The organism is Actinomyces sp. zg328 (assembly GCF_009829635.1).
GTDB lineage: Bacteria > Actinomycetota > Actinomycetes > Actinomycetales > Actinomycetaceae > Actinomyces > Actinomyces marmotae.
In genome coordinates this window covers 310,767-330,049 of sequence record NZ_VWPE01000001.1, presented here as the reverse complement: position 1 = coordinate 330,049, position 19,283 = coordinate 310,767, and the positions used below count along the sequence as shown (strand labels likewise).

The 19,283-nt window shown below is 71.9% G+C and carries 11 protein-coding genes; 2 read left to right on the top strand and 9 right to left on the bottom strand.

Translation table 11 applies throughout. From position 1 onward, the window contains the following. Together GVV75_RS01340 and GVV75_RS01335 are read left to right on the top strand one after the other, a co-directional pair. On the top strand, positions 1-1,179 hold a 1,179-nt coding region (locus GVV75_RS01340), incomplete at its 5' end, for an FHA domain-containing protein (RefSeq protein WP_159813145.1). Beyond that, entirely contained in the window at positions 1,179-2,591 is a 1,413-nt protein-coding gene (locus tag GVV75_RS01335) for a serine/threonine-protein kinase (RefSeq protein WP_159626666.1), read from the top strand. The genes GVV75_RS01340 and GVV75_RS01335, both read left to right, overlap by 1 nt. 112 nt (positions 2,592-2,703) lie before the next feature. Here the strand turns inward: GVV75_RS01335 and GVV75_RS01330 are convergent, their stop codons facing one another. The 9 genes from GVV75_RS01330 to GVV75_RS01290 all read right to left on the bottom strand — a co-directional run bounded on the left by GVV75_RS01330 (position 2,704) and on the right by GVV75_RS01290 (position 18,695). After that, on the bottom strand, positions 2,704-4,098 hold the full coding sequence (locus GVV75_RS01330; RefSeq protein WP_159813143.1) for an FHA domain-containing protein: 1,395 nt from the start codon (positions 4,096-4,098) through the stop codon (positions 2,704-2,706). Then, positions 4,095-6,392, bottom strand: coding sequence for a transglutaminase-like domain-containing protein (locus tag GVV75_RS01325; RefSeq protein ID WP_159813136.1), 2,298 nt, complete (start codon positions 6,390-6,392; stop codon positions 4,095-4,097). Before GVV75_RS01325 ends, GVV75_RS01330 begins: the two co-directional genes overlap by 4 nt. Then, on the bottom strand, positions 6,389-7,621 hold the full coding sequence (locus GVV75_RS01320; RefSeq protein WP_159626660.1) for a DUF58 domain-containing protein: 1,233 nt from the start codon (positions 7,619-7,621) through the stop codon (positions 6,389-6,391). The genes GVV75_RS01325 and GVV75_RS01320 overlap by 4 nt, the downstream gene beginning before the upstream one ends. Positions 7,622-7,634: 13 nt before the next feature. Further along, positions 7,635-13,709 (bottom strand): Ig-like domain-containing protein, encoded by a 6,075-nt coding sequence (locus tag GVV75_RS01315; RefSeq protein ID WP_159813134.1) that lies wholly within the window; start codon positions 13,707-13,709, stop codon positions 7,635-7,637. Between the two features lie 176 nt (positions 13,710-13,885). After that, positions 13,886-14,509 carry a TetR/AcrR family transcriptional regulator gene (locus GVV75_RS01310; protein WP_159813132.1) on the bottom strand — a complete coding sequence of 208 codons (624 nt, stop codon included), beginning with the start codon at positions 14,507-14,509 and terminating at the stop codon, positions 13,886-13,888. A 25-nt stretch (positions 14,510-14,534) separates the two neighbouring features. After that, entirely contained in the window at positions 14,535-15,077 is a 543-nt protein-coding gene (locus GVV75_RS01305) for a hypothetical protein (RefSeq protein WP_159524491.1), read from the bottom strand. A gap of 129 nt (positions 15,078-15,206) precedes the next feature. Next, positions 15,207-16,742, bottom strand: coding sequence for an RDD family protein (locus tag GVV75_RS01300; protein ID WP_159813130.1), 1,536 nt, complete (start codon positions 16,740-16,742; stop codon positions 15,207-15,209). A gap of 40 nt (positions 16,743-16,782) precedes the next feature. Then, positions 16,783-17,238: an adenylyltransferase/cytidyltransferase family protein gene (locus GVV75_RS01295; RefSeq protein WP_159524489.1), complete on the bottom strand. Its 456-nt coding sequence runs from the start codon at positions 17,236-17,238 to the stop codon at positions 16,783-16,785. Next, positions 17,238-18,695, bottom strand: coding sequence for a sugar transferase (locus GVV75_RS01290; protein WP_235925299.1), 1,458 nt, complete (start codon positions 18,693-18,695; stop codon positions 17,238-17,240). Before GVV75_RS01290 ends, GVV75_RS01295 begins: the two co-directional genes overlap by 1 nt. Positions 18,696-19,283: the final 588 nt, after the last annotated feature.

The window sequence follows — 19,283 nt, the reverse complement described above, 5'->3', positions numbered from 1 at the left end:
TCCACCCTCGCGGTCCCCTTCGACCCCGCCGCGATCCTCGCCGGCATCGACCAGCAGGCAGCCCCCAGCGCCGACGGCGTCCCCGAGACCCTGCCCGAGCCCGCCGTCGAGTCCACCCTCGCGGTCCCCTTCGACCCCGCCGCGATCCTCGCCGGCATCGACCAGCAGGCAGCCCCCAGCGCCGACGGCGTCCCCGAGACCCTGCCCGAGCCCGCCGTCGAGTCCACCCTGGCCGTCCCCTTCGACCCCGCCGCGATCCTCGCCGGCATGAATCAGGGCTCGACTCCTGCCGAGGCCGAGGGCTGGACCGCCTCCGGGCCGGCGGTGACGGCAGGCTCCGTGCCCGCCCCGTCCGCGGGCTCCGCGCCCCTCCTCCCGGCATCAGCGGCTTCGGGGCCCGCCGCGCCCTCCGCCCCGATCGCCGCCTCCGCCCCTGCGGCCTTCTCGGCCCCCGGCGCGCCCTCCGCCCCCGCGGCCTTCTCCGCGGACCTGCCCGCCCAGACCGGCCCGGGCATCGCGGTGGCCCCGAGCTTCGCCGTCGGCCCCGAGTCCACCGGAGAGTCCTCCCTGACCAGTCCCGCCCCCCTCCGACGCGGGGATCACGACGGCTCCACCGTGGCGGAACTCCCGGGCGATCTCCTTGAGGAGATCCGCTCGGCGCGCTCCGAGCTGGCCGAGCTCCCCACGCCCGACCGCAGCGGCCTCGTCCCCTCCCACGGCGCGCGCGTCCTGTCCGCCTTCTGCGCGAACTCGCATCCCAACCCCACCCACCTCGTGGCCTGCCGCGTCTGCGAGGCTCCCCTGGAGGGGCCCGTCAGGCTCGCGCCGCGACCCGTGCTCGGCAGCCTCATCCTGTCCGACGGTCGCGTCCTGTCACTCGGCGGGCCCATCGTGCTGGGGCGGCGCCCCTCGGCCGACCGCGTGGCAACCTTCGACGCCGGCTTCCCCACGTGCATCAAGGTGTCTAGTCCGGACCGGCAGATCTCCCGCAACCACCTCCTCATCGACATCGACGAGTGGTCGGTCCTCGCCCGCGACCTGTCCAACACCAACGGCACCGTCCTGCTGCGGGAGGGCTCCGCCCCGGTCCACCTGTCGCGTGTGGAGACCACCATTCTGCGCAGTGGCGACGTGCTCGAGCTCGGTGAGGGAGTCACCGCGCGCTTCGAGGCCGCCTGATGGCCGCCCAGATCGACTCACCCCCGCTCATCCCCGGGCTCAAGCACCTGCGCGTCCTCGGCTCGGGCGGCTACTCCACCGTTCACCTCTACGAGCAGCAGGTGCCCCGCCGTGAGATCGCGGTCAAGGTCATGCGCGGTCCCTCCTCGGACCTCTTCCAGTCCGAGGCCGAGCTTATGGCCCGCGTCTCCAGCCATCCGGCGATCCTGTCGCTCTTCGGCGCGGGTGTCACCGAGGAGGGGTTCGCCTACATCGTCATGGAGTATTGCCCGCCGCCCCAGTTGTGGACCGTGGCGCGCCGTAGGCCCCTGAGCATCGCCGACGCCCTGCGCACCATCATCCAGATCTCGGGCGCCGTCGAGACGGCCCACCGGGCCGGCATCATCCACCGCGACATCAAGCCCGCGAACATCCTGCTGACCGCGTACCGCCGTCCCGTCCTGGCTGACTTCGGCATCTCCTCCGTGGCAGGAGACGTCAACCAGGCCACTCGGGGGCTCTCCGTTCCCTGGGCGCCGCCTGAGCAGCTTATCGACGCCGCCAACCCGCACCCGTCGGCCGACGTCTACTCTCTGGCGGCCACCTTCTACTCCCTCCTCTCCGGGCGCAGCCCCTTCGGCACGGCCGGTCAGAAGGACGACATCTTCCAGCTCTCCCGGAGGATCATCTCCGACCCCGTCCCGCCCCTCCAGCGCCCCGACGCCCCGGAGGCCCTCAAGAGGGTCCTCGAGGTCGCCATGGACAAGAGTCCCATGCAGCGCTACCCCAGCGCCCTGGCCCTGGGGCGGGCCCTGCAGGAGATCGAGTCCTCCCTCAACCTCCCGCCCACCACCATCGACCTCCTCCAGGACTCCCTCGATGGGCCCGAGGACGCCGGCGACGACGACGATTCCGGAACCCGCATCGCCGTCTTCTCCCGCGTGGAGACCCCCTCCCAGGCAGCCCCCGCTGCTCCGGAGGAGGAGGCCGGTGTCGAGGAGACTGAGGAGGAGGCGCCCAGGAGGCCCCGTGTCGCCCCCACCGTCATCGGTGCGGCCGCGATCGCGGTGGCTGTCGTGGGCGGCTACATCGTGTGGAGCGGTCCCGGCGAGGAGAGGCCTCCGGGTAGTTTCGCGACCATCCAGGCTGGCCAGGCGGCTCCGTTGAAGGAGACGGCTCCCGGGCCGCAGGGCCTCGTCGGCGAGCTCGCAGAGGATGGGACCGCCCGCTTCACATGGTCGGCGCCCGCGGCCGACTGGGCGGGGGAGTACCAGTACCGCCAGTGGCGGGGGACGGTCCCCACCTGGGAGAGGACGGCTGACACCTCCGCCGTGCTGCCCGCGGGCCAGACCTGCATTGAGGTCGTGGCCGTGCGCGATGACCGCCAGGTGTCGGACCCCGTCCACGCCTGCGTCAACGCCCCGACCCCCTGAGCCGCATTTCAGCGAGACCGGTCGAAAATAGGAGCGAGACCGGTCCGCGAACCGGTCTCGCTCCTATTTTCGACCGGTCTCGGCGTTGGGGAGGGGAGGGGAGGGGCGGGGGTCAGGACTCCAGGACGAAGCCGATCGAGCCGAAGTAGATCGTCGTGCCGGGCAGCACGGGCACGGGGACGTCGGGCAGGAGGCGCGTGAGCACGCCATCCATGATGACCCGCGTGCCGTTGGTGGAGTGCAGGTCCGAGATCCAGGCGCCGTTGGCCATGGGCACGATGCAGGCGTGGGTCTTGGACACTGTCCGCGAGGAGTCCGCGAGGCGGATCGCCTCAGCCGCGTTGTAGCGCGAGATGTTCTCGGGGGCCCGCCCCACCAGCGCGATGTCGTTCAGCGCGATCGCCTGCCCGCCGGTGAGCGGCACGAGCCGCAGATGCGTTGGGGTGGCCTCCGCGGACAGGCTGCGCGCCATCGATCCGGTGAGAGCGTGGACGGTGGCGTCGCTGCCCTCGGACCAGTCCTCGATCGGCACCGCGGCGCGGCGTCCGGACTCGGGGGAGTCCAGTGGCGTGGAGGTGATGATCGGGGGCTCGGAGGGCGACGGCGTCGCCGTCGGCGCGGGGGAGAGAGGCGAACCGGTCAGGGAGCGCGGGGAGGCGGGGGTTGCCGGCGAGCGCACGGAGGAGAAGGCGTCGTCGGGGATGCCGAGGGAGGCGAGGGGCACGGGGCGGGTCACGGCCTCGGCCTCAGCCGCGTGACGGCCCTTGCGGCGCGCGCGCCGGGTTGGGGCCGCCGGCGCCGAGGCCGCGCTCACCGCTGAGGGCGCCGACAGGCCGGACGCGGCGGAGGCCGCCGAACCGGTGGTGCCGGCGGAGCCCGCCGAGCGGGGCGTGCCGGCGGAGGCCGCCGAACCGGAGGTCCCGGCGGAGCCCGCCGAGCGCGCTGAGAGCACCGCGGCCACCGCTGCCGAGACCGCGGAGAAGGAGGACCGGCCGCGCCGGGGCGCCGAGGCGGCGCGGGCCGAGGAGGCCGACGCCGCCGACGGCGCAGAGGTCCCGGACCCCGCAGAGGCCCCGGAGGAGCCCGATCCGGTCCAGGGGACATCCTCGATGACCGGGCTGGGCTGGGGCACCTCCTGGATGATGCCCGTGGGGCTGGAGGTCGCTGAGGGGGCGGGAGCCGCGCTGCCCAGGTCGTGCAGGGCGGGGAGGGCCGCGGCCGCGTCCGCGGAGGGATCGGTCATGTCGACGACGCGGATGGGCCGGACCGTCTTAAAGGTCTGCACCGGGCGGCGGCGGACCTGCCGACTCGCTCGGGCGGCGTCGGATGGGGCGCTGGCGCTCAGTGGGCTGGATGAGGGCAGATCGGGACCGCCCGATCCGGCCGGGCCTGCCGCGCCCTGGCTGATCGGTAGATCGGGCAGGACATGGCGGGCGGCGCCCGGCGGGCCCATGTGGCGGCCGCCGCGCTCTGGCATGGCGGCCGGCTCCTGGGGCTCGGTGGTCATGAGGGGCGATTCCTTCTGGCTCGGTTGCTCGCTGCGGTGTGGCGGTGGGAGGCCAGGGAGCGCGGCGACAGGCGGCCGCGCAGGCGCCCCGGCAGGGAGAGGGAGGACCTCATCTGATTCGCCGCGGTGTCCGCGGAGGACCACAGCGAGCTCAGGGTATCGGAGGCTGGCTCGTCAGCGCCGAAAACCGCCTCATCCACGCCATTTGCGACGGGAATGAGACCCGCGGAGGGGAATCGCTTGTCGAGGCCGTGGGCCGTTTCGTGGCGGGTTGCGCCCGGCTTCATGGGCGCTCGCAGGTCGCGGGCCAGGTCGAGCAGTTCGTCCCAGGCGCCCAGTGCCCCGTCGGTCCCCTGGCGGCTGCGTCTGCGTCTGCGCCGCAGGGCCTTGAGCCCCAGGATGATGAGGAAGGGCGCCAGGACCGCCAGGATGGACCCGGCGATGACGAGCGCCAGGCGGGGGGTGGAGTCCGCCACGGGCTCGGGCTGGTTGAGGTCCTGATCGGGGTCGTCGTAGGACGGCGGCAGGTCTTCCGGCTTGGGCAGGGGCAGCGGCGGCTGGAGGGCCTGGGGCTGCGGGTTGATGGTGTCGTGCGCGGCGAGCTGCTCGGGGACCTGATCGCGGTCGGGGGTGACGTCAATGGGCGTCCAGCCGTGATCCATGAAGGGGATCTCCACCCAGGCGTAGACATCCTCGCCGGTCACGTTCGAGGCGTCACCGTCGGTGGCGGGGCGGAATCCCATGACGACGCGGGCTGGGATCCCCAGGGAGCGGCACAGGAGCATCATGAGCACGGCGTACTGCTCGTCGTCGCCGATGAGCTGTTCGTGGCTGATCATCGAGGCCAGACGGGCGGCGCCGTGCCCGGGGGGAGAGGAGTAGTTGGTGCCGTTGGAGTACGCCCCCGCGCGCAGCGCGTTCTGGAGCGCCACGATCTGCACGACCGGGTCGGACTGGTCGCCGACGATCCGGGCGGCCATCGAGGCGATCCCCGGGGGCACGTTCTCCACGGTGCCGAGCTGGGTGGGCACCACGGTGTCGCCGGTGAGCGCATCCGCGGTGGGCACATCCTGCGGGCTCGTGCGCGCGGTGACGGTGTCGCCGCTGGCCAGGCCCGCGGTCGTGATGAGGGTGGGGGAGGCGCCGTCGCGGAAGAGGGTCTCGCGCAGCAGGTGCGCGCGGGACCCGCTGACCTCGATGGACGAGGTGGTGGGAACGGTGGGGACCCAGGGCAGGGCGTAGCCCTCCATGGTCATCCGGACGGTGGCGGGCTTGGAGGCGGCGGGTGCCAGGGTGGCGCCGGTGCCCAGCGGGCGGAAGCCAGAATTGGAGCCCGTGCCGCCGCTGATGCGGGCGGCCAGGCCGTCGTAGGAGTCGAGGGTGGCGACGGCGATGCGGGCGCCGTCGGGCAGGCCCTCGACGTTGAGAAGCCGGGTGGAGGCCTGATCGGTCTCCATGGTGCGGATCAGCCCCAGGGGGGTGGCGTACTCACGCAGGTCCAGTGGGGGCTCGAAGACCTCGCGCAGGATGTGGCGTTCGCCGGAGGCGGCGGGCAGCGCCAGCCCGATGCCGGTCCCGATGGACAGGATGACGGTGGCGCCCACCAGGCGGCGCAGGGTGACCAGCCGGCGCGCCTGCTGGGACTCGGCGGTGCCGGCCACGAGGCGGCTGGCCCTCTGGCCCTGGGCGGCGGCGGCCCACGTGAGGAGCAGGAGGATGACGAGCGCGGGCCCGATGAGACGGGCGGCGGGGGCGTTGCGCCCGCCCCAGGCGATGAGGACGGTGGGCAGCGCCAGGGCGGCGAGCCCGGCGGTGCGGGCCCAGCCGGCCAGCAGCAGGCGGCAGGACAGCGTGGCGATGACCAGCCCCGCGAGCCATGGCAGGACGGACATCCCCGCGTAGCCGCTCAGCGGCAGTGGCAGGGTGAGGGAGTCCTTCCAGACGGTGATCGTGCCGGCCAGGACGGCCCGCACGGCGGTCATGCCCGAGCCGACGTCGCGCAGGAGCAGGGGGCCCAGGCCGGCATGGGCGACGGCGCCCAGGGCGAGGGTGAGCAGGGGACCCAGGCGCAGGCGGGCCGCGGCCAGGGCGACGAGCGCGCCGATGACGATGCCCTCGGCAGCGGCGATGACGCCGCTGGGCCCGGCGAAGGGCGAGTAGATCGGGGCCGTCCCCGCCACGAGCAGGGCGATGAGGAGGAGGTAGGGAATCGCGGCCAGGCGCCCCCGCTGGGGGCGCGCCTTGCCGGCGGGCTTGGGGGAGCCCGCCGTGCGACGGAGCGTCAGGGGGGTCATAGGGCCCTCCTCAGGAGCTGGGGGAGGCTGTCGACCGTGTCAAGGTTGAGCACGGGGGTGGCGGCGAGCATGGAGATGCTGGGCTCGGCGGCGCCACAGGAGATGATGATCGAGCTCATGCCGGCGGGGATGCGCAGACGCGCCCTGGCCAGGGAGTCCTCGGAGCATCCCTTGCCGGTGATGAGCGCGACGATGGAGGCGCCGGGGTGGAGCCCGGTGCCGTGGTTGACGAGGGCGTCGAGCTCATCGGCGCCTGTAAGCTCTAGATCGCAGGACGCATCGAGCAATCGTGTGGGGCCCGTGGTGGGCAGGGTGTCTCGTTGGGTGAGCAGGGCCACTTCGCGGCTCTCCATCATCGAGCTCAGCGCCAGCGAGCAGGCGGCGGATACCGCCGTCTCGAAGTCGTCCGGGTCAGGGTAGTCGTCCTCGCGTACGGACAGCAGGGTCAGGAGGCTGGCGCGCTGGGTGGCCTCGAACTGGCGGACCATGAGGGTGCCCGTGCGGGCGCTGGACTTCCAGTGGACGTGGCGGCGGTCGTCGCCGGGCACGTAGGGGCGAAGCGCGTGGAAGGAGGCGTCGGACATTGACAGGTCCTGGGTGACGGCGCCCTCGATGTCGCGCATGACTCCGTGGATGGCCTGGCCGATGCGCACCGTGCGGGGGTGGACGTGGACCGTCTGTGCCGTGCTCATGGCGCGCGTGCGCCGGGCCAGTCCCAGGGGATCGCCGACCACCTGGAGGACGGGGCCGATGGACAGGACGCCGCGGCGCTCCGTGGGCAGGGCGAAGCCCTCGTCGTGGGACTGGCCGGTGTGGAGGAGGGGCACGTTGATCTCGGCGAGGCCCTCGCCCATGGGCATCTCCATGCGGGTGGGCAGGAGGACGCGGGTGCCCTCGTTGGAGGCGGTGACTTGCACGAGGGCGTGATCGCCGACGGCGATGCGCGGGGCGATGAGGCCGTGGGTGACGGTGTGGCCGCCCCGGTGGAGGACCCAGCCTAGGGCTGTGAGCAGGCAGGCGATGAGCGTGGCGGCACCGGCCCAGGCCTCCTGCCAGCCGAGGCTGGCCCCGGCCAGGAGGCTGACGGCGGCGAGGCCGGCGGTGGTCCACCCTGTGCGGGTCAGGACCTGCGCGCCGGCGCCCTCGGGCGCGGTGGTGCTGGGAAGGTCGGGGGATGCGGTGGGGGCCCCTGGGGAGGAGCCGGTGCTCAGAGTGTCGAGAGAGGTCATTGGTGTTGTCGGGTCACTCCACTATGTGGCAACTGGCGGTCAACTTGGGGTTGTTTGTCAGGACGTAGCCGAGCCACTGCGCAGTGCCGGTGGAGTTCGGCTGGGTGTCGAACGGGCCTTTTTGCGGCCAGACATTGGTGTCGTTGAACTCGCACCTGACCTTGCTCCCCGCGGGGAAACTCGACAAGTCCAGGAGGGCGCGCCGGCAGGCATCCTGGGAGTACCCGGCATTGGCCGCCTCGATCACGGTGCAGGAGGCGTACGGGCTCGTGGCGTTGATCGGCAGGGTGCGGGGCTGAGGGGCCGCGGGGCGGGGCTCCGCCTTCTGCAGTCGGGTCTTGTACTCGCAGTCCCTGCTGGAGAACCCGTAGCTGTTGGTCGCCACGACGCACCAGCCGCGGCTCTCCCCCTCGGGAACGGTCGTCGTCAGGGATTTGTGCGCCTTTTCCAGGTCGTTAATCTCCGTCCCTCTGGGGAGCCGGGCCTCGGAGCCCCCAGTCTCGTAAGCCGAATATCTGATATGCGAATCATCGGGGTCGCCAGAGTGCGACGAGGGGTACCACGAGCACGTCAGAGTGCCATCGCTGGCCAAGGAATCGCATTTCACATCCGGGTCGGTGGGATTGCCGACGACCGTGGCGGAGGTGGATACGGACTCGGAGTAGACCTTGCTGCCATCCTGAATGCCGTAGGCGCGGGCCTCCACGGTCACGCGGCCGGCGGCGAGACCATCGAAGGTCGGCGAGGACTTCCACCTGCGGCCGCCGTCGACGCTGTATTCGACGGTGAGGTCGCTCGCGCTCCAGCCATTGCCGGCCTGAGGGGTCGCGGAGGCGGAGATCTGGTTGGGGACGTCCGATGAGGCAGAGGCGGACAGCCCCGTGGGGGGAAGCGGGTTCAGGGTGAGGTTGATGCCCTTGGTGTTCAAGGAGTCCGTCGAGCCGGCCTTCGTCGTCGCCCTCACGCGGAAGGTGTAGGTCCCCGCCGTCGAGAGGCTGATCGGGGTCGACAGGGCGGAGCCCGCGTTGACCGTGCGGGACTCCGGGCCCGTGACACTCACCGTGTAGGACACCGGGCCCGCGTGATTCGGGTTGGCCGGCTGCCAGTAGACCGTCACCCCGGAGCCCGTCTGGACGACGTGGGTGATCTCGAAGGGGCCCGGCTTGCCGTAGGGCGTCGCTGAGGAGCCGGAACTGGCGCTCTTGGAGGAGCCGACCTCCGCGCCTCCCGAGCTGGCGATGGCCGTGACCGTCACGGAGTAGGAGCTGCCCGCCTTCACGCCGTCGGCCGCGCCGATGGTCAGCGAGGTGCCGGTCGTCGTGCGGGTGATGTCGCCGCTCTCGGAGTGGAAGACCACGCGGTAGGTGGTCTGGGTGCCCGGCACGGCGGCCCCCGGGGTCCATGAGGCGGTGAGCGTCCCCTCGCCGGCCTGGAGGCGCACGCCGGTGGGGGCGCCCGGCGCGGACGGCCCCAGGGTGACGGTGTTGGAACGGCCCGCGGAAGAGGTGCCGTTGGCGTTCGTGGCCGTCACCTCGAAGGCGTAGGACCTGCCGGAGGTCAGGCCCGTGGCGTAGCACGGGCTGCCCGTGCAACTCCAGGAGCCCGCGCCGCCCACCTCGGTGAGGGTGTAACTCGTGATGGGGCTCCCGTTGGCGCTGCCCGGGGCCCACGTCACCCTGGCCGAACTGAAATCGCGCGGCTCGGCAACCACCCGTGTGGGCGCGGAGGGCGCGGAGGCCACGGTGACCGTCACCGTGCCGGTGGCGGCGCGATCCGCGGCGCCCGTGGCGTCGAGCACCTGGTAGCGGGCCACGATGTCACCCGTGGCGCCGGCCGCCGGCGTGATCGTCAGGGAGGTGCCCGAGGCGGTCACAGAGCCCTGCCCCGAGGTGATCGTGGGGGATCCGGACAGGGTGATGCCCTGGCCCGGGAAGGGGTTGGACACGTAGCCGCTCACGTCCACGGTCACCGGCTCGCCGTGGGAGGTCTGCCTCGCCGGGGTCGTCGTGATGCGCGGGCGCGTCGAGGCGCTCACCGCCAGTGGCAGGCTCGCCGACACCTCCGGGTTCTTGCTATCGGAGACGGTCACCAGCAGGGAGCCCGTCGTGCCGGTCGCCGTCGTGGCATCCGCGCCCACGGTCAGGGTCGAGCCCGACAGGGAGGCCGTGAAGCCGGCCGGCGCCGGGCCGATCGTGTAGGTGAGGGAATCGCCGTCGGGATCGGAGGCCATGGTGGCCAGGTCCACGCTGACGGGATTCTCGTTGGGTGCGACCGTCAGCGCCGTCGGGGTGAACCTGGGAGGGCGGTTCTCCTTCGGCTCCACGAGGATCGGCAGGTTCAGCGTGGTGCTGAGCGCGTCGTCGCCCGTCCCGTCGGTCACGGTGAGGGTCACGGAGGTCTGCCCCGTGAAGCCCGGGGAGGGCGTCACGGACAGCGAGCCGTTGCCCTCCGCGCTGACCGAGGACAGCCCGGCACCGGCCGAGATCGAGGACTTGTCCCCGATGATGGGCGAGGTGCCCGCGCGGGTGAGGATGTGGGAGGCCAGCGGGACGGAGGTGGTCGCGTCCGCCGGGATCCTCACCGGGGTCGTCGAGCGGTTGAGCTGCGGGACCAGGGCGGAGGCGGCGGGCACGAAGACCACCGCCTGGCCCGTGAGGCCGTCGGGGTCGGTAACCGTGTAGAGGATGAACTGCGCGTGGTCGGTGACGGCGACGCGCAGGGCATTGCCCTCCACCGTGGCATTCGGGTCCGAGCTCGACACCTTGAGCGTCTCCGGGCTCCCGTCGGGGTCCGAGTCGTTCTTGAGCACGTCCACAAGGGCCGTGCCCGAGGCGTCGATATCGGACAGCGTCACCGCGTCGTCAGCGGCGATGGGCGCCTGCGGTGGGGCATCGGCGCGTACCTGCGCCGTGAGGGTGCCCAGCGCGGTCCCCCCGCGAGAGTCGGTGGCCGTGTAGTGGACGGTGTAGTTGCCCTCCTTCTCGGGCAGGTCCAGGGCGACCTGGCCGTTCACGGCCTTCGCCGTCAGCGCCGGGTCCTCGCTCGTGGGCTCGCCGGCCAGGGTGACCGGGTCGTCATCGGAGTCCCAGTCGTTGGCGGTCACGTCCACCCTCACCTTGCGGCCGGGCTTGGCGGTCACCAGGTCGTCGGTGGTCTTGGGGGGCGTGTTGACGGCTGTGGGGGCGGCGATGCCGACCCGCGCCGTGCCCGTGGCCGTGGCACCCAGGTGGTCGGTGACCGTGTAGGTGAAGGAGTCGGTACCGCTGGAGCCCTCGAAGGCGGTGTAGACGAGCATGTCGCCCTTGATCTCGACGCTGCCCTTGGTGGGCTGGGTCGCCAGACCGGTGAGGGTCGCGGAGTCGCCGTCGGGGTCGATCTGGTCCAGGGGAACCGTCAACAAGGCCTTCTTGCCGGCGATGGTGGCCGCCGTCACCGGGCGCGGCTCCGGGGCGGCGTTCGCGGCGTCGTCTCGCTCGCGCACCTCGATGGTGACCGTGGCCGTGGCCGTCTGCCCGGCGGAGTCCTCGACCGTGTAGGACACCTCCGTGGTGCCGGGGGTCTGCCCGGCCTTGAAGCGCAGCTTGTCCTGGTTGATCCAGGCGGTGCCCAGCGAGTCGTCCGGGACGGTGAGTTTGCCGGTGGTCTTCAGGGACAGGCCCGAGGGGGAGGAGTCGTTCTCAAGGACCGGCACGGTGACAATGTCGCCGACGCGCACGACGGCCGTGTCATTGACGGCGACCGGCGCCTGGGAGGTCGAGTCGGACAGGGGCACGATGGTTATCTTGCCGGTGGCCGTGGACGTGCCGTTGGAGACCGTGTACTCGGCCGTTATCTTGCCCTGGACCTCGCCGACGGCGGAGATCCGCACGAGGGAGTGATCGATGACGGTCGCGCTCACCCCGGATCCGGGCGGCGTGGTGGCCGAGACGGCCACAAGCACTCCTCCGGCGGGATCGGAGTCATTGGCCAGGGGATTGACGGTCACTGAGCCGCCCGGGGCGAGGAAGACGGTGTCGTCCTCCACGATGGGCGCCGCCGAGGGCTCCGAGGCCTCGGCGATGTCCACGCGGATGAGCCCCTTGGCCAGGGAGGTGCCGTCGGAGGCCTCGTAGTCGAGGTAGTAGGTGCCCGCTTTCTGGGCGGTGAAGTTGACAGTGCCGGCGGCCTGGTCCTTCGTGACGGTCGTGCCCGGGGGCGCCTCACTGATCGAGCCGAGGCGCAGGGGCGTGGAGGTCGGCGAGGAGTCGTTGGCGAGCGGGGAGATGGACACCGGCTGCCCGACGACGCCGCGAGCGTGGTCCGCGTGGGTCGCGGGCGCGGCGTCGGCCGCCGGGACGACGTCGACCGTCAACTTGCCCTCGGTGGTGGTGCGGCCATCGGAGACGACGAGGGTCAGCTCGCGGGGCCCCGTGCCGCCGTTCAACTCGGTGACGGTGAGCAGTCCCTCGGGGGTGATGCGGGTCTCCAGCCCGACGCCGGTGGCGGAGACCAGGTGCAGGTCATCGCCGTCGGGGTCGCGCCAGTTGGACAGGACGGACAGGGAGTCCGTGCCGCCCTCGGCGAGCTTGAGGGTCTGGGTGGCCTGCTGCTCGGGCCCGGAGTTCTCCGAATCGGGGCGGATCGTCACCGTGGCGACGGCGGAGTCGGACATACCGCGCCCATCGTTGGCCGTATAGGGCACGGTGAGTGTCCCGGTGGCGTCCGGGGGGACCTTGATCGCCAGGGCGAGGCCGCCCTGGACCTGGGTCACCGTCGCCGTCGAGCCGACATCGCCCGGCACGGCGGTCAGGACATCGCCGTCGGGGTCGGAGTCGTTGGCCAGGACCGGGAGGATCGTCGTGCGCCCGGCGCGCACGCCGAAGGAGTCGTCGACGGCGTCCGGCGGGTGCTCCTCATCGCGGTTGGGCGTCTGGGCGGGGTCCTGGGTGGTGTCCTTGGCGTTCTCGTCCGGGGTGGCGTCGTCACTGGAGTGCCCGGAGTTCTCGGTCCACTCGTCGGCCTGGGCGAGGTTCCGGTCGGGCAGCCACACGGTGCCGATCGTCGTGTCGTTGAGGACGATCGCGTCGCGGTTGGTGCGGAAGGTCGGGGTGGTCGAGGAGGCCAGGGCGTTGTCGTGGATGTACTCGGGAGACGAGGAGCCGCACATCCGCAGGAACTGCCCGGAGGAGGACCAGGCCGCGTAGGAGCAGTTGCCCAGGCGGACGGGGCGGGCGGCGACTCCCGGGGCGGCGTCACCCTTGGCCGCCGAGGGGGTGCGCGTGGGCGACGAGCCGTCGAGGGGCACGCTGATGAGCTCCGTGCGCGAGGCGACGAGCACGCTGGAGGCGTCCGGCCCGGGCTGCTGGAGGGTCAGCCCCGTCTCACCCAGGTCGATGGTGCCGCCCCCGGGCAGGTGGAGGATGCCGGTGCCGCGCTCCAGGACGATCGGCTTGGAGCCGACGGCGGTGAGGGTGGCGTCCGCGCCGGCCGACAGCGTCAGCGTGGTCGAGGTGGGGGCCGCCCAGGAGGTGGCCGTCGCCGTCGCCGTGGTGAGGGACCCGGTGGAGGGGGACAGGGCGTGGATGGTGCCGTCGGTGCCGATCGTCGCCAGGAGGCCGGGGGAGTCGGAGATGATGTGGGAGGCCGAGCCGCTGGTGACGAGGCCGGCCTGGCTGGCCAGGGCGCCGCTGACGGTGCCGGCGGTCGAGTTGATCGCGATGACGCGGTCCGCGCCCTGGGCGATCGTGGTCCCGGCGGGCAGGGTGCCCACCGACGCGCTGGAGACCAGCGCCGGATCGACCTTGTCCACCGATTTCCCGGAGACGTTGGAGACCAGGACGTTCTCGCCGTTCTGGCTGACGTCGAAGTCCGACGACGTCGTGCGAATGACTCCATCCGCCTCATGGGAGGAGGCGTTGATGCGGGCCACGAGGTGCTTCGACGTCGAGGTCACCCAGACGCCGTTGTCGTGGAGGTCGAGATCCTGCTGGGCGATGCCCTGGTGCTGCACGGCGGCCATGCCCAGGGCCGCCGCGCATAGGGCGGCCAGGGCGCTGGCGCCGCGGCGTCGGATCCGGCCGCTCAGGGTGCGGACGATGGAGGAGGGCACGGGGATGGCTCCAATCGGGAAGGGATCGCGTGCTCGGGTGAACAGGGCCGAGCCCACTACCGGGATTCGCCATCCATTCTACGGGCGCGCCCCCGCCGGTGTCCTCCCCCTGGGCTCGTCTGCCGCTGCCTCGTGATCTTCCCGGTGGCGGGGCCCACAGACTCTACGGCGGGGTGTCACGAAAGCGCCGGCGGGTGGCGCAGCGCCGGATCTGGCTGGAGGCCCCGCAAGCCATTCCAAGCGAGGTTGACCATGTGGGCCGCCACCGCTTCCTTGCTCATGGAGCGGTCCTCCAGCCACCACTGGGCCGGCATGGCGACGATGCCGACGAGCATCTGGGCGTACAGCGGCGCGGTGGAGGCCTCAAGCCCGTGGGCGCGGAACTGTGCGGCGAGGATGCCGGAGACCTGGATGGCGACATCGGACAGGAGCGTGGAGTACGTCCCCGCGGCGCGGTCACTGCCCGCCAACAGCAGGCGGAAGCCGTCGGGCGAGTTCTCGATGTAGGTCAGCAGGGCCAGCGCCGCGCGCTCGACGATCACCGAGGGACTGCTTGAGGAGCGCAGCGCCTCGGTGATCGTGGAGGAGATCATCGTCAACTCGCGGTCCACGATGACGGCGTAAAGGCCCTGCTTGCCGCCGAAGTGCTCATAGACCACCGGCTTGGAGACCGTGGCCCGGTGAGCGATCTCCTCGATGCTCGTGCCCTCGAAGCCCCTGTCCGCGAACAGGGCGCGCGCCACGGCAATGAGTTGCTCGCGCCGCTGGCTGGCGCTCATCCGGGTGCGCTTGGGGGTCATGGGGATCGGCGCAGGGGGCCGCGCCTCAGGCCTCGGCGGGCACGACGCGGCCGGCCAGGGAGATCGCCTCATCGACGGCCTGGCGCAACTGCTCGGGGATCGATCCCCACACCCGCATGATGAGGTCGGCGGGGATCGTGGGCAGGCCCGCCATCCGCAGGATGATCGCCGCCTGCGGATGGGCGTGGGCGTCCGGGCTTATGGCCCAGAAGCCGGCCATATCCGGGGCGGGGCGCAGCCGCTGGGGCTCGGCCTCCGGGATGAGGGACTCCAGGACGGCCTTCTGGGCGCTGTGCCGCCCGGCCTTGGAGGAGTCGTCAGTGGCGGGGACGATCGCCAGATCGACGACGAACTCCGGGCGGCCGGCCTCGCACCTGACGACACGGGCCTCGGAGCCGAGCCGATCAGCGCGCGAGAGGCCCTCCAGGACCTGTAGCAGGAAGGGCTCGGCCGAGGGGTCTAAGGCCCCCGCGGCCCGTCGTCGCGCCTCGATCCGCGCCCATCCCGGTGCCGGGTAGGTGGGGATGACGATCCAGTCGCGCGGGTCGGGTCGAACGGCGATCTCCATCGTTGTCCTGCTTCCTCGTTTTCCTCGTCGTCGCCTCTGCGCGTCAGCGCTCACGCCGCCTCATCCCGGGCGGCAACTGTTGACCGCGCGCCGATTGCCGGTCCATGGGCCTTCGGGCGCTAGTACCGGCTAGTCCTTGACACGGTACCCCACCTTGCCGAAGAGAACGCGATCGCCGGGAAACACAGGTTCTGGGATCCCCGGGACCGCGCGGCGCGAGGTGCCCCCATGGACGATGGTGGTGCCGTTGGTGGAGTGCAGGTCGGTCACCCACAGGCCGTCGACAACCGGGATGAGCAGGGCATGGGTCTTGGAGATGGACAGCGAGGTCCCGCGCAGCACGAGGAGGCTCGCCTCGGGGTGCTCCGGCGAGGTCACCGGGTCGCGGCCCAGGACGACGACGCCGGCCAGCGCGATCTCCCCCCCATCCCGCTCGGGGACGAGGATGGCGGTGGCGCCGGTGTCCTCGATCGCGGAGGGCATGCGGATGGACTGGACGGTGGAGTCCAGGGAGTCCTCGCCATCAGAGTGCGCCCCCAGGTCCATGTGGCGCAGATCGACCGGCTCCGTCGGGGGAGGAGCGCCGTGCCCCCGCCCGACGCGTGGCGCGATCGGCGCGCTCGCGGCGCTTGCCGTGCTCGCGCTGGGGGCGCGGGTGACGGGCGCGCTCGTGGTGGTGAGGGCCGGCGCCTCAGCGGGCGCCGAGTCGGCCTCGGGGGTCTCGGCGTCGATGACGGGCCCGGTGGCGCCGCCGTCGGGGGCGGGGGCCACCGAACCGACGACGAGGCCGGCGTTCAGGGCGTCCAAGCCACTGCCGTCGAGCGTGGGGCTGTCGAGCTCGGGGGCCTCCCCCGACCAGGGTATGGAGCCCAGGATCGCCACGGCGCCGGGCTCCTGCGCGCGCGAGGAGGAGCGCTCGTGGGGGCGGCGCGTGGGGTGGCGAATCGAGTGGCGCAAGCGGGAGGCGGGATCGGAGCCCGTCCCCGCCGCCGAAGAACTGGCCGCCGGGACCGACGGCACCGCCGAGGGGGTGGTCGGCGAGGGGGCGGCCAAGGTCTCACCGGTGGCGCCCGCAAGATGCTCCACGGAGGGCACGGCTGACGGCGTCATCATCGCCGTTGGCTCGTCGGCCGGGGAACTGGCCGGGGAGGCGGCCGGGCCGCTGGGGGCGGAGCACGGGCCGCTGACTCCGCCGGGCGGGGCGAAGGAACTGGAGTGCTTCGTGGAGATCAGGCGCATGCGGCTCAGGCGGTCGTGCCAGCCCATCCCCTCGGGGTCCCTCGCCGCGCTGCGCAGCATGAACAGGCCGCCGAGGCCAGCGGTAATGAGGATGAGGTCGGTGTGGACGAAGGCCCCCACGAGAGAGGGGTTGTCATTAGAGGCGTCCACCATCCGCACCCCGGCGATCCTGCCGCCGGGCGTCCAGCCCGTGGTCGCGATGAGGGCGAATCGGGCGAGGAGGAGCCCCACCGCGGTGACACCCGCGGTGATCAGGAAGCCCAGCGCCCCCTTGGCGAGCAGCGTGATGATGGTGCCGATCGCCAGGCCCAGGAGGATGTCGATGATGACGGCGAGGAGGCGGGCCTTCGGGGACGCCGGGAGCGCGGGACCGGGGGCTGCCTGTCGCTGGTCCCGCTTCGGCGCCTGAGTGGTGGTGGCGGTCACGCGCGCTTTCCCTTCGCGTCGGAGATCTTGGTACCGCCCCTCACGCAGTGGCCGCTGCTGCCCCGGCCTCGGGCTCGGGCGACGCGACCTCCTGGAGGAGGGCCCTGCGCAGCATCGTCGACGAGGTCGTCGGCGTGTACGGCAGGTAGACAACGCGGGCGCCGACCTCCGCCATCTGCTCTTCGAGCAGTCGGCCCTTGTCGGTGCCGCGCCAGTCCGTTCCCTTGAAGAGTACATCGAATGGCGCGGTTCGCCAGGCCAGACGCTTGTCCTGATCGTGATCGAGGATGACGTGATCGACCATCCGCAGGGCCTGGACGAGGGCCATCCGCTCGTGCTGGGGCACGATCGGACCTCGGCCTTTCATCCGTTCCAGGGAGGCGTCCGTGGCCACTCCGGCGATGAGGCGGTCACAGTGCGCGGCCGCAGTTGTGAGGATATTGAGATGGCCGACGTGAAGCATGTCGAAGCCACCGGGCACATAGCCGACGATCATCAGTAGGCTCCCTTCCCGCCGGTGACGGCGCGCGCGGTGGCGGCCAGGATCTTGGCGTCGATCAGCGCGCCGCGGTTCTCGACGTAGTGGCGGTCGAGGGCCACGGTCGAGCTCCAGGACAGGTCCGAGCGGCCCGAGACCTGCCACAGGCCGGTCATGCCGGGGCGCACGAGGAGACGGCGGCGCGCCTCGCTGTCGTACCGGGCGACCTCACTGGGCAGGGCCGGCCGGGGGCCCACCAGGCTCATCTCGCCGCGCACGACGTTGATGAGCTGGGGGAGCTCGTCCAGGGAGGTGCGGCGCAGGATCCGGCCCACGCGGGTGATCCGCGGGTCGCGGGAGTCCTTGAACAGGACCTGGTTGCCCGAGTCGCCGCCCCGGGCGATGAGCGCGGCCCGGCGGGCGTCGGCGTCGGCGTACATGGAGCGCAGCTTCCACATCGTGAAGTGTGTGCCGCCCAGGCCCACGCGGGTCTGGGAGTAGAAGGGGCTGCCGGGCGACTCCAGGCGCACGGCCAGGGCTGCGATCCCGATGATCGGCGAGGCGATGAGCAGGAGCGCCAGGCCGACGAGCCGGTCGACGACCTTCTTGCCGAATTCGCGGGTGCGGCGGGTCTTGACGCCGATGAGCGCCGTCCAGCCGTGCGTGACCGGCAGGCCCGTCAGGCGGCTCGGGACGACGTCCTGGAGGCCGGGGGCGACGATGAGGCGCACGTGGGTGCCCTCCAGCCCGCGCATGAGGGAGCGCAGGTCGTCGGGGGCGACCGCGCCGAGCGTCATGACGACGTCGATCATCTCCTCGCAGACCATCTGGGCCAGGTCGTCGGCGTCCGGAACCGCCATCGCGTTGCGCAGGCTCCCGGGGGCGCCGGAGGAGAGGTAGCCGATGACGAGGAAGCCGTCGGCGGGGTGGCGGCGCATCTCATGGAGCATCGGCTCGGCGCCGGGGCCCATGACGATGAGGGTGCGGCGCAGGGCGTGGCCGTCCATGCGGCGACGACGGAGATGGCTGGACTCGATCACCCTGCCCATCAGGATGAGGACGAACTGGGCGGCCAGCAGGCAGGTCACGGCGATCGGCCCGAGGGGGGAGCCCAGGGCCCGGTGGGCCAGGAGGCTGACCGGCAGGGCCAGCGCGTGGAGGCCGAAGAGCGTGGGCAGCGGGATGGAGCCGTGGTCAACAGCGGCGGTGCCCAGTCCGCCCAGGGCCCAGGCGCCGATGATGATGAGGATGCCGATGGTCATGGCGGCCAGGGTGGCCTCGGCCCCGCCGAGGGGTAGGGCGATCCAGGAGGGGATGGCGATCGCGACGAGGTCGCTGAGCACGATCCAGGCCAGGAGGTCGCGGCGCATGGAGGACCATGCGAGACGGCCGTGCGTGGTCTCGGCGAGGGGGAGGCGCGCCAAGGGCAGACCGGTCTCCGGCCTGATAGTGGCCGCAACATCATTCAGGTACATCAGGGCTCCTGTTGAAGTATGCGAGGGATGTTCGGGGAGAGACCCAGAGGGTGGAAATGTCCAGGTCAGGCTAGGTGTCATAGGGTGAAGTTGCAGGGAGCGACCCGCTGGGAGCCTGAAGGTCAGACCTTTTCGTGGGAGCGACGGGTCGGAGTCGTCGCCAGTGGGCTTGATTCGGGGTTCTAAGCAGATTCTATCTCCCAGGCGCACTCCTTGGGCAATGTCGTATCGCACGTGTGTGCGATTGATGCCCTCCGGCAGCGGGGGCCGCCGGAGTGGCCGTGAAAGGCTGCGTGGTCTGTGGTGATCGCCGGCCAGGGTGATCGTTCGGGCCTCTTGGTGCGAAAATGGTCCAGACCTCTGGCCTGTGGCTTCGCCGCTGAGCGATCCCTGTGTGAGATGCGCCGCCGTCGTGGGCCGCGGGGCCTGGGACCAGCGGGGGAGCGCCGTCGATCACGGAATGGCGCCAAAAGCCCAGGGGCCATCGGGCCTCGGGAAGACCGGCTGCTAGAGTCTGCCCGTTCCCACGGCGTCTCTGACGCTGGTCCCTGCCCTGTTGCAACGAGGTACCGCTATGCCCATCCAGCC

Excerpts from the sequence above, each read along its gene's own strand:
- GVV75_RS01330 (WP_159813143.1), bottom strand. The coding sequence starts at position 4,098 with ATGACCACCGAGCCCCAGGAGCCGGCCGCCATGCCAGAGCGCGGCGGC.
- GVV75_RS01305 (WP_159524491.1), bottom strand. The coding sequence starts at position 15,077 with ATGGAGATCGCCGTTCGACCCGACCCGCGCGACTGGATCGTCATCCCC.
- GVV75_RS01310 (WP_159813132.1), bottom strand. The coding sequence starts at position 14,509 with ATGACCCCCAAGCGCACCCGGATGAGCGCCAGCCAGCGGCGCGAGCAA.
- GVV75_RS01320 (WP_159626660.1), bottom strand. The coding sequence starts at position 7,621 with ATGACCTCTCTCGACACTCTGAGCACCGGCTCCTCCCCAGGGGCCCCC.
- GVV75_RS01290 (WP_235925299.1), bottom strand. The coding sequence starts at position 18,695 with ATGTACCTGAATGATGTTGCGGCCACTATCAGGCCGGAGACCGGTCTG.
- GVV75_RS01295 (WP_159524489.1), bottom strand. The coding sequence starts at position 17,238 with ATGATCGTCGGCTATGTGCCCGGTGGCTTCGACATGCTTCACGTCGGC.
- GVV75_RS01325 (WP_159813136.1), bottom strand. The coding sequence starts at position 6,392 with ATGACCCCCCTGACGCTCCGTCGCACGGCGGGCTCCCCCAAGCCCGCC.
- GVV75_RS01335 (WP_159626666.1), top strand. The coding sequence starts at position 1,179 with ATGGCCGCCCAGATCGACTCACCCCCGCTCATCCCCGGGCTCAAGCAC.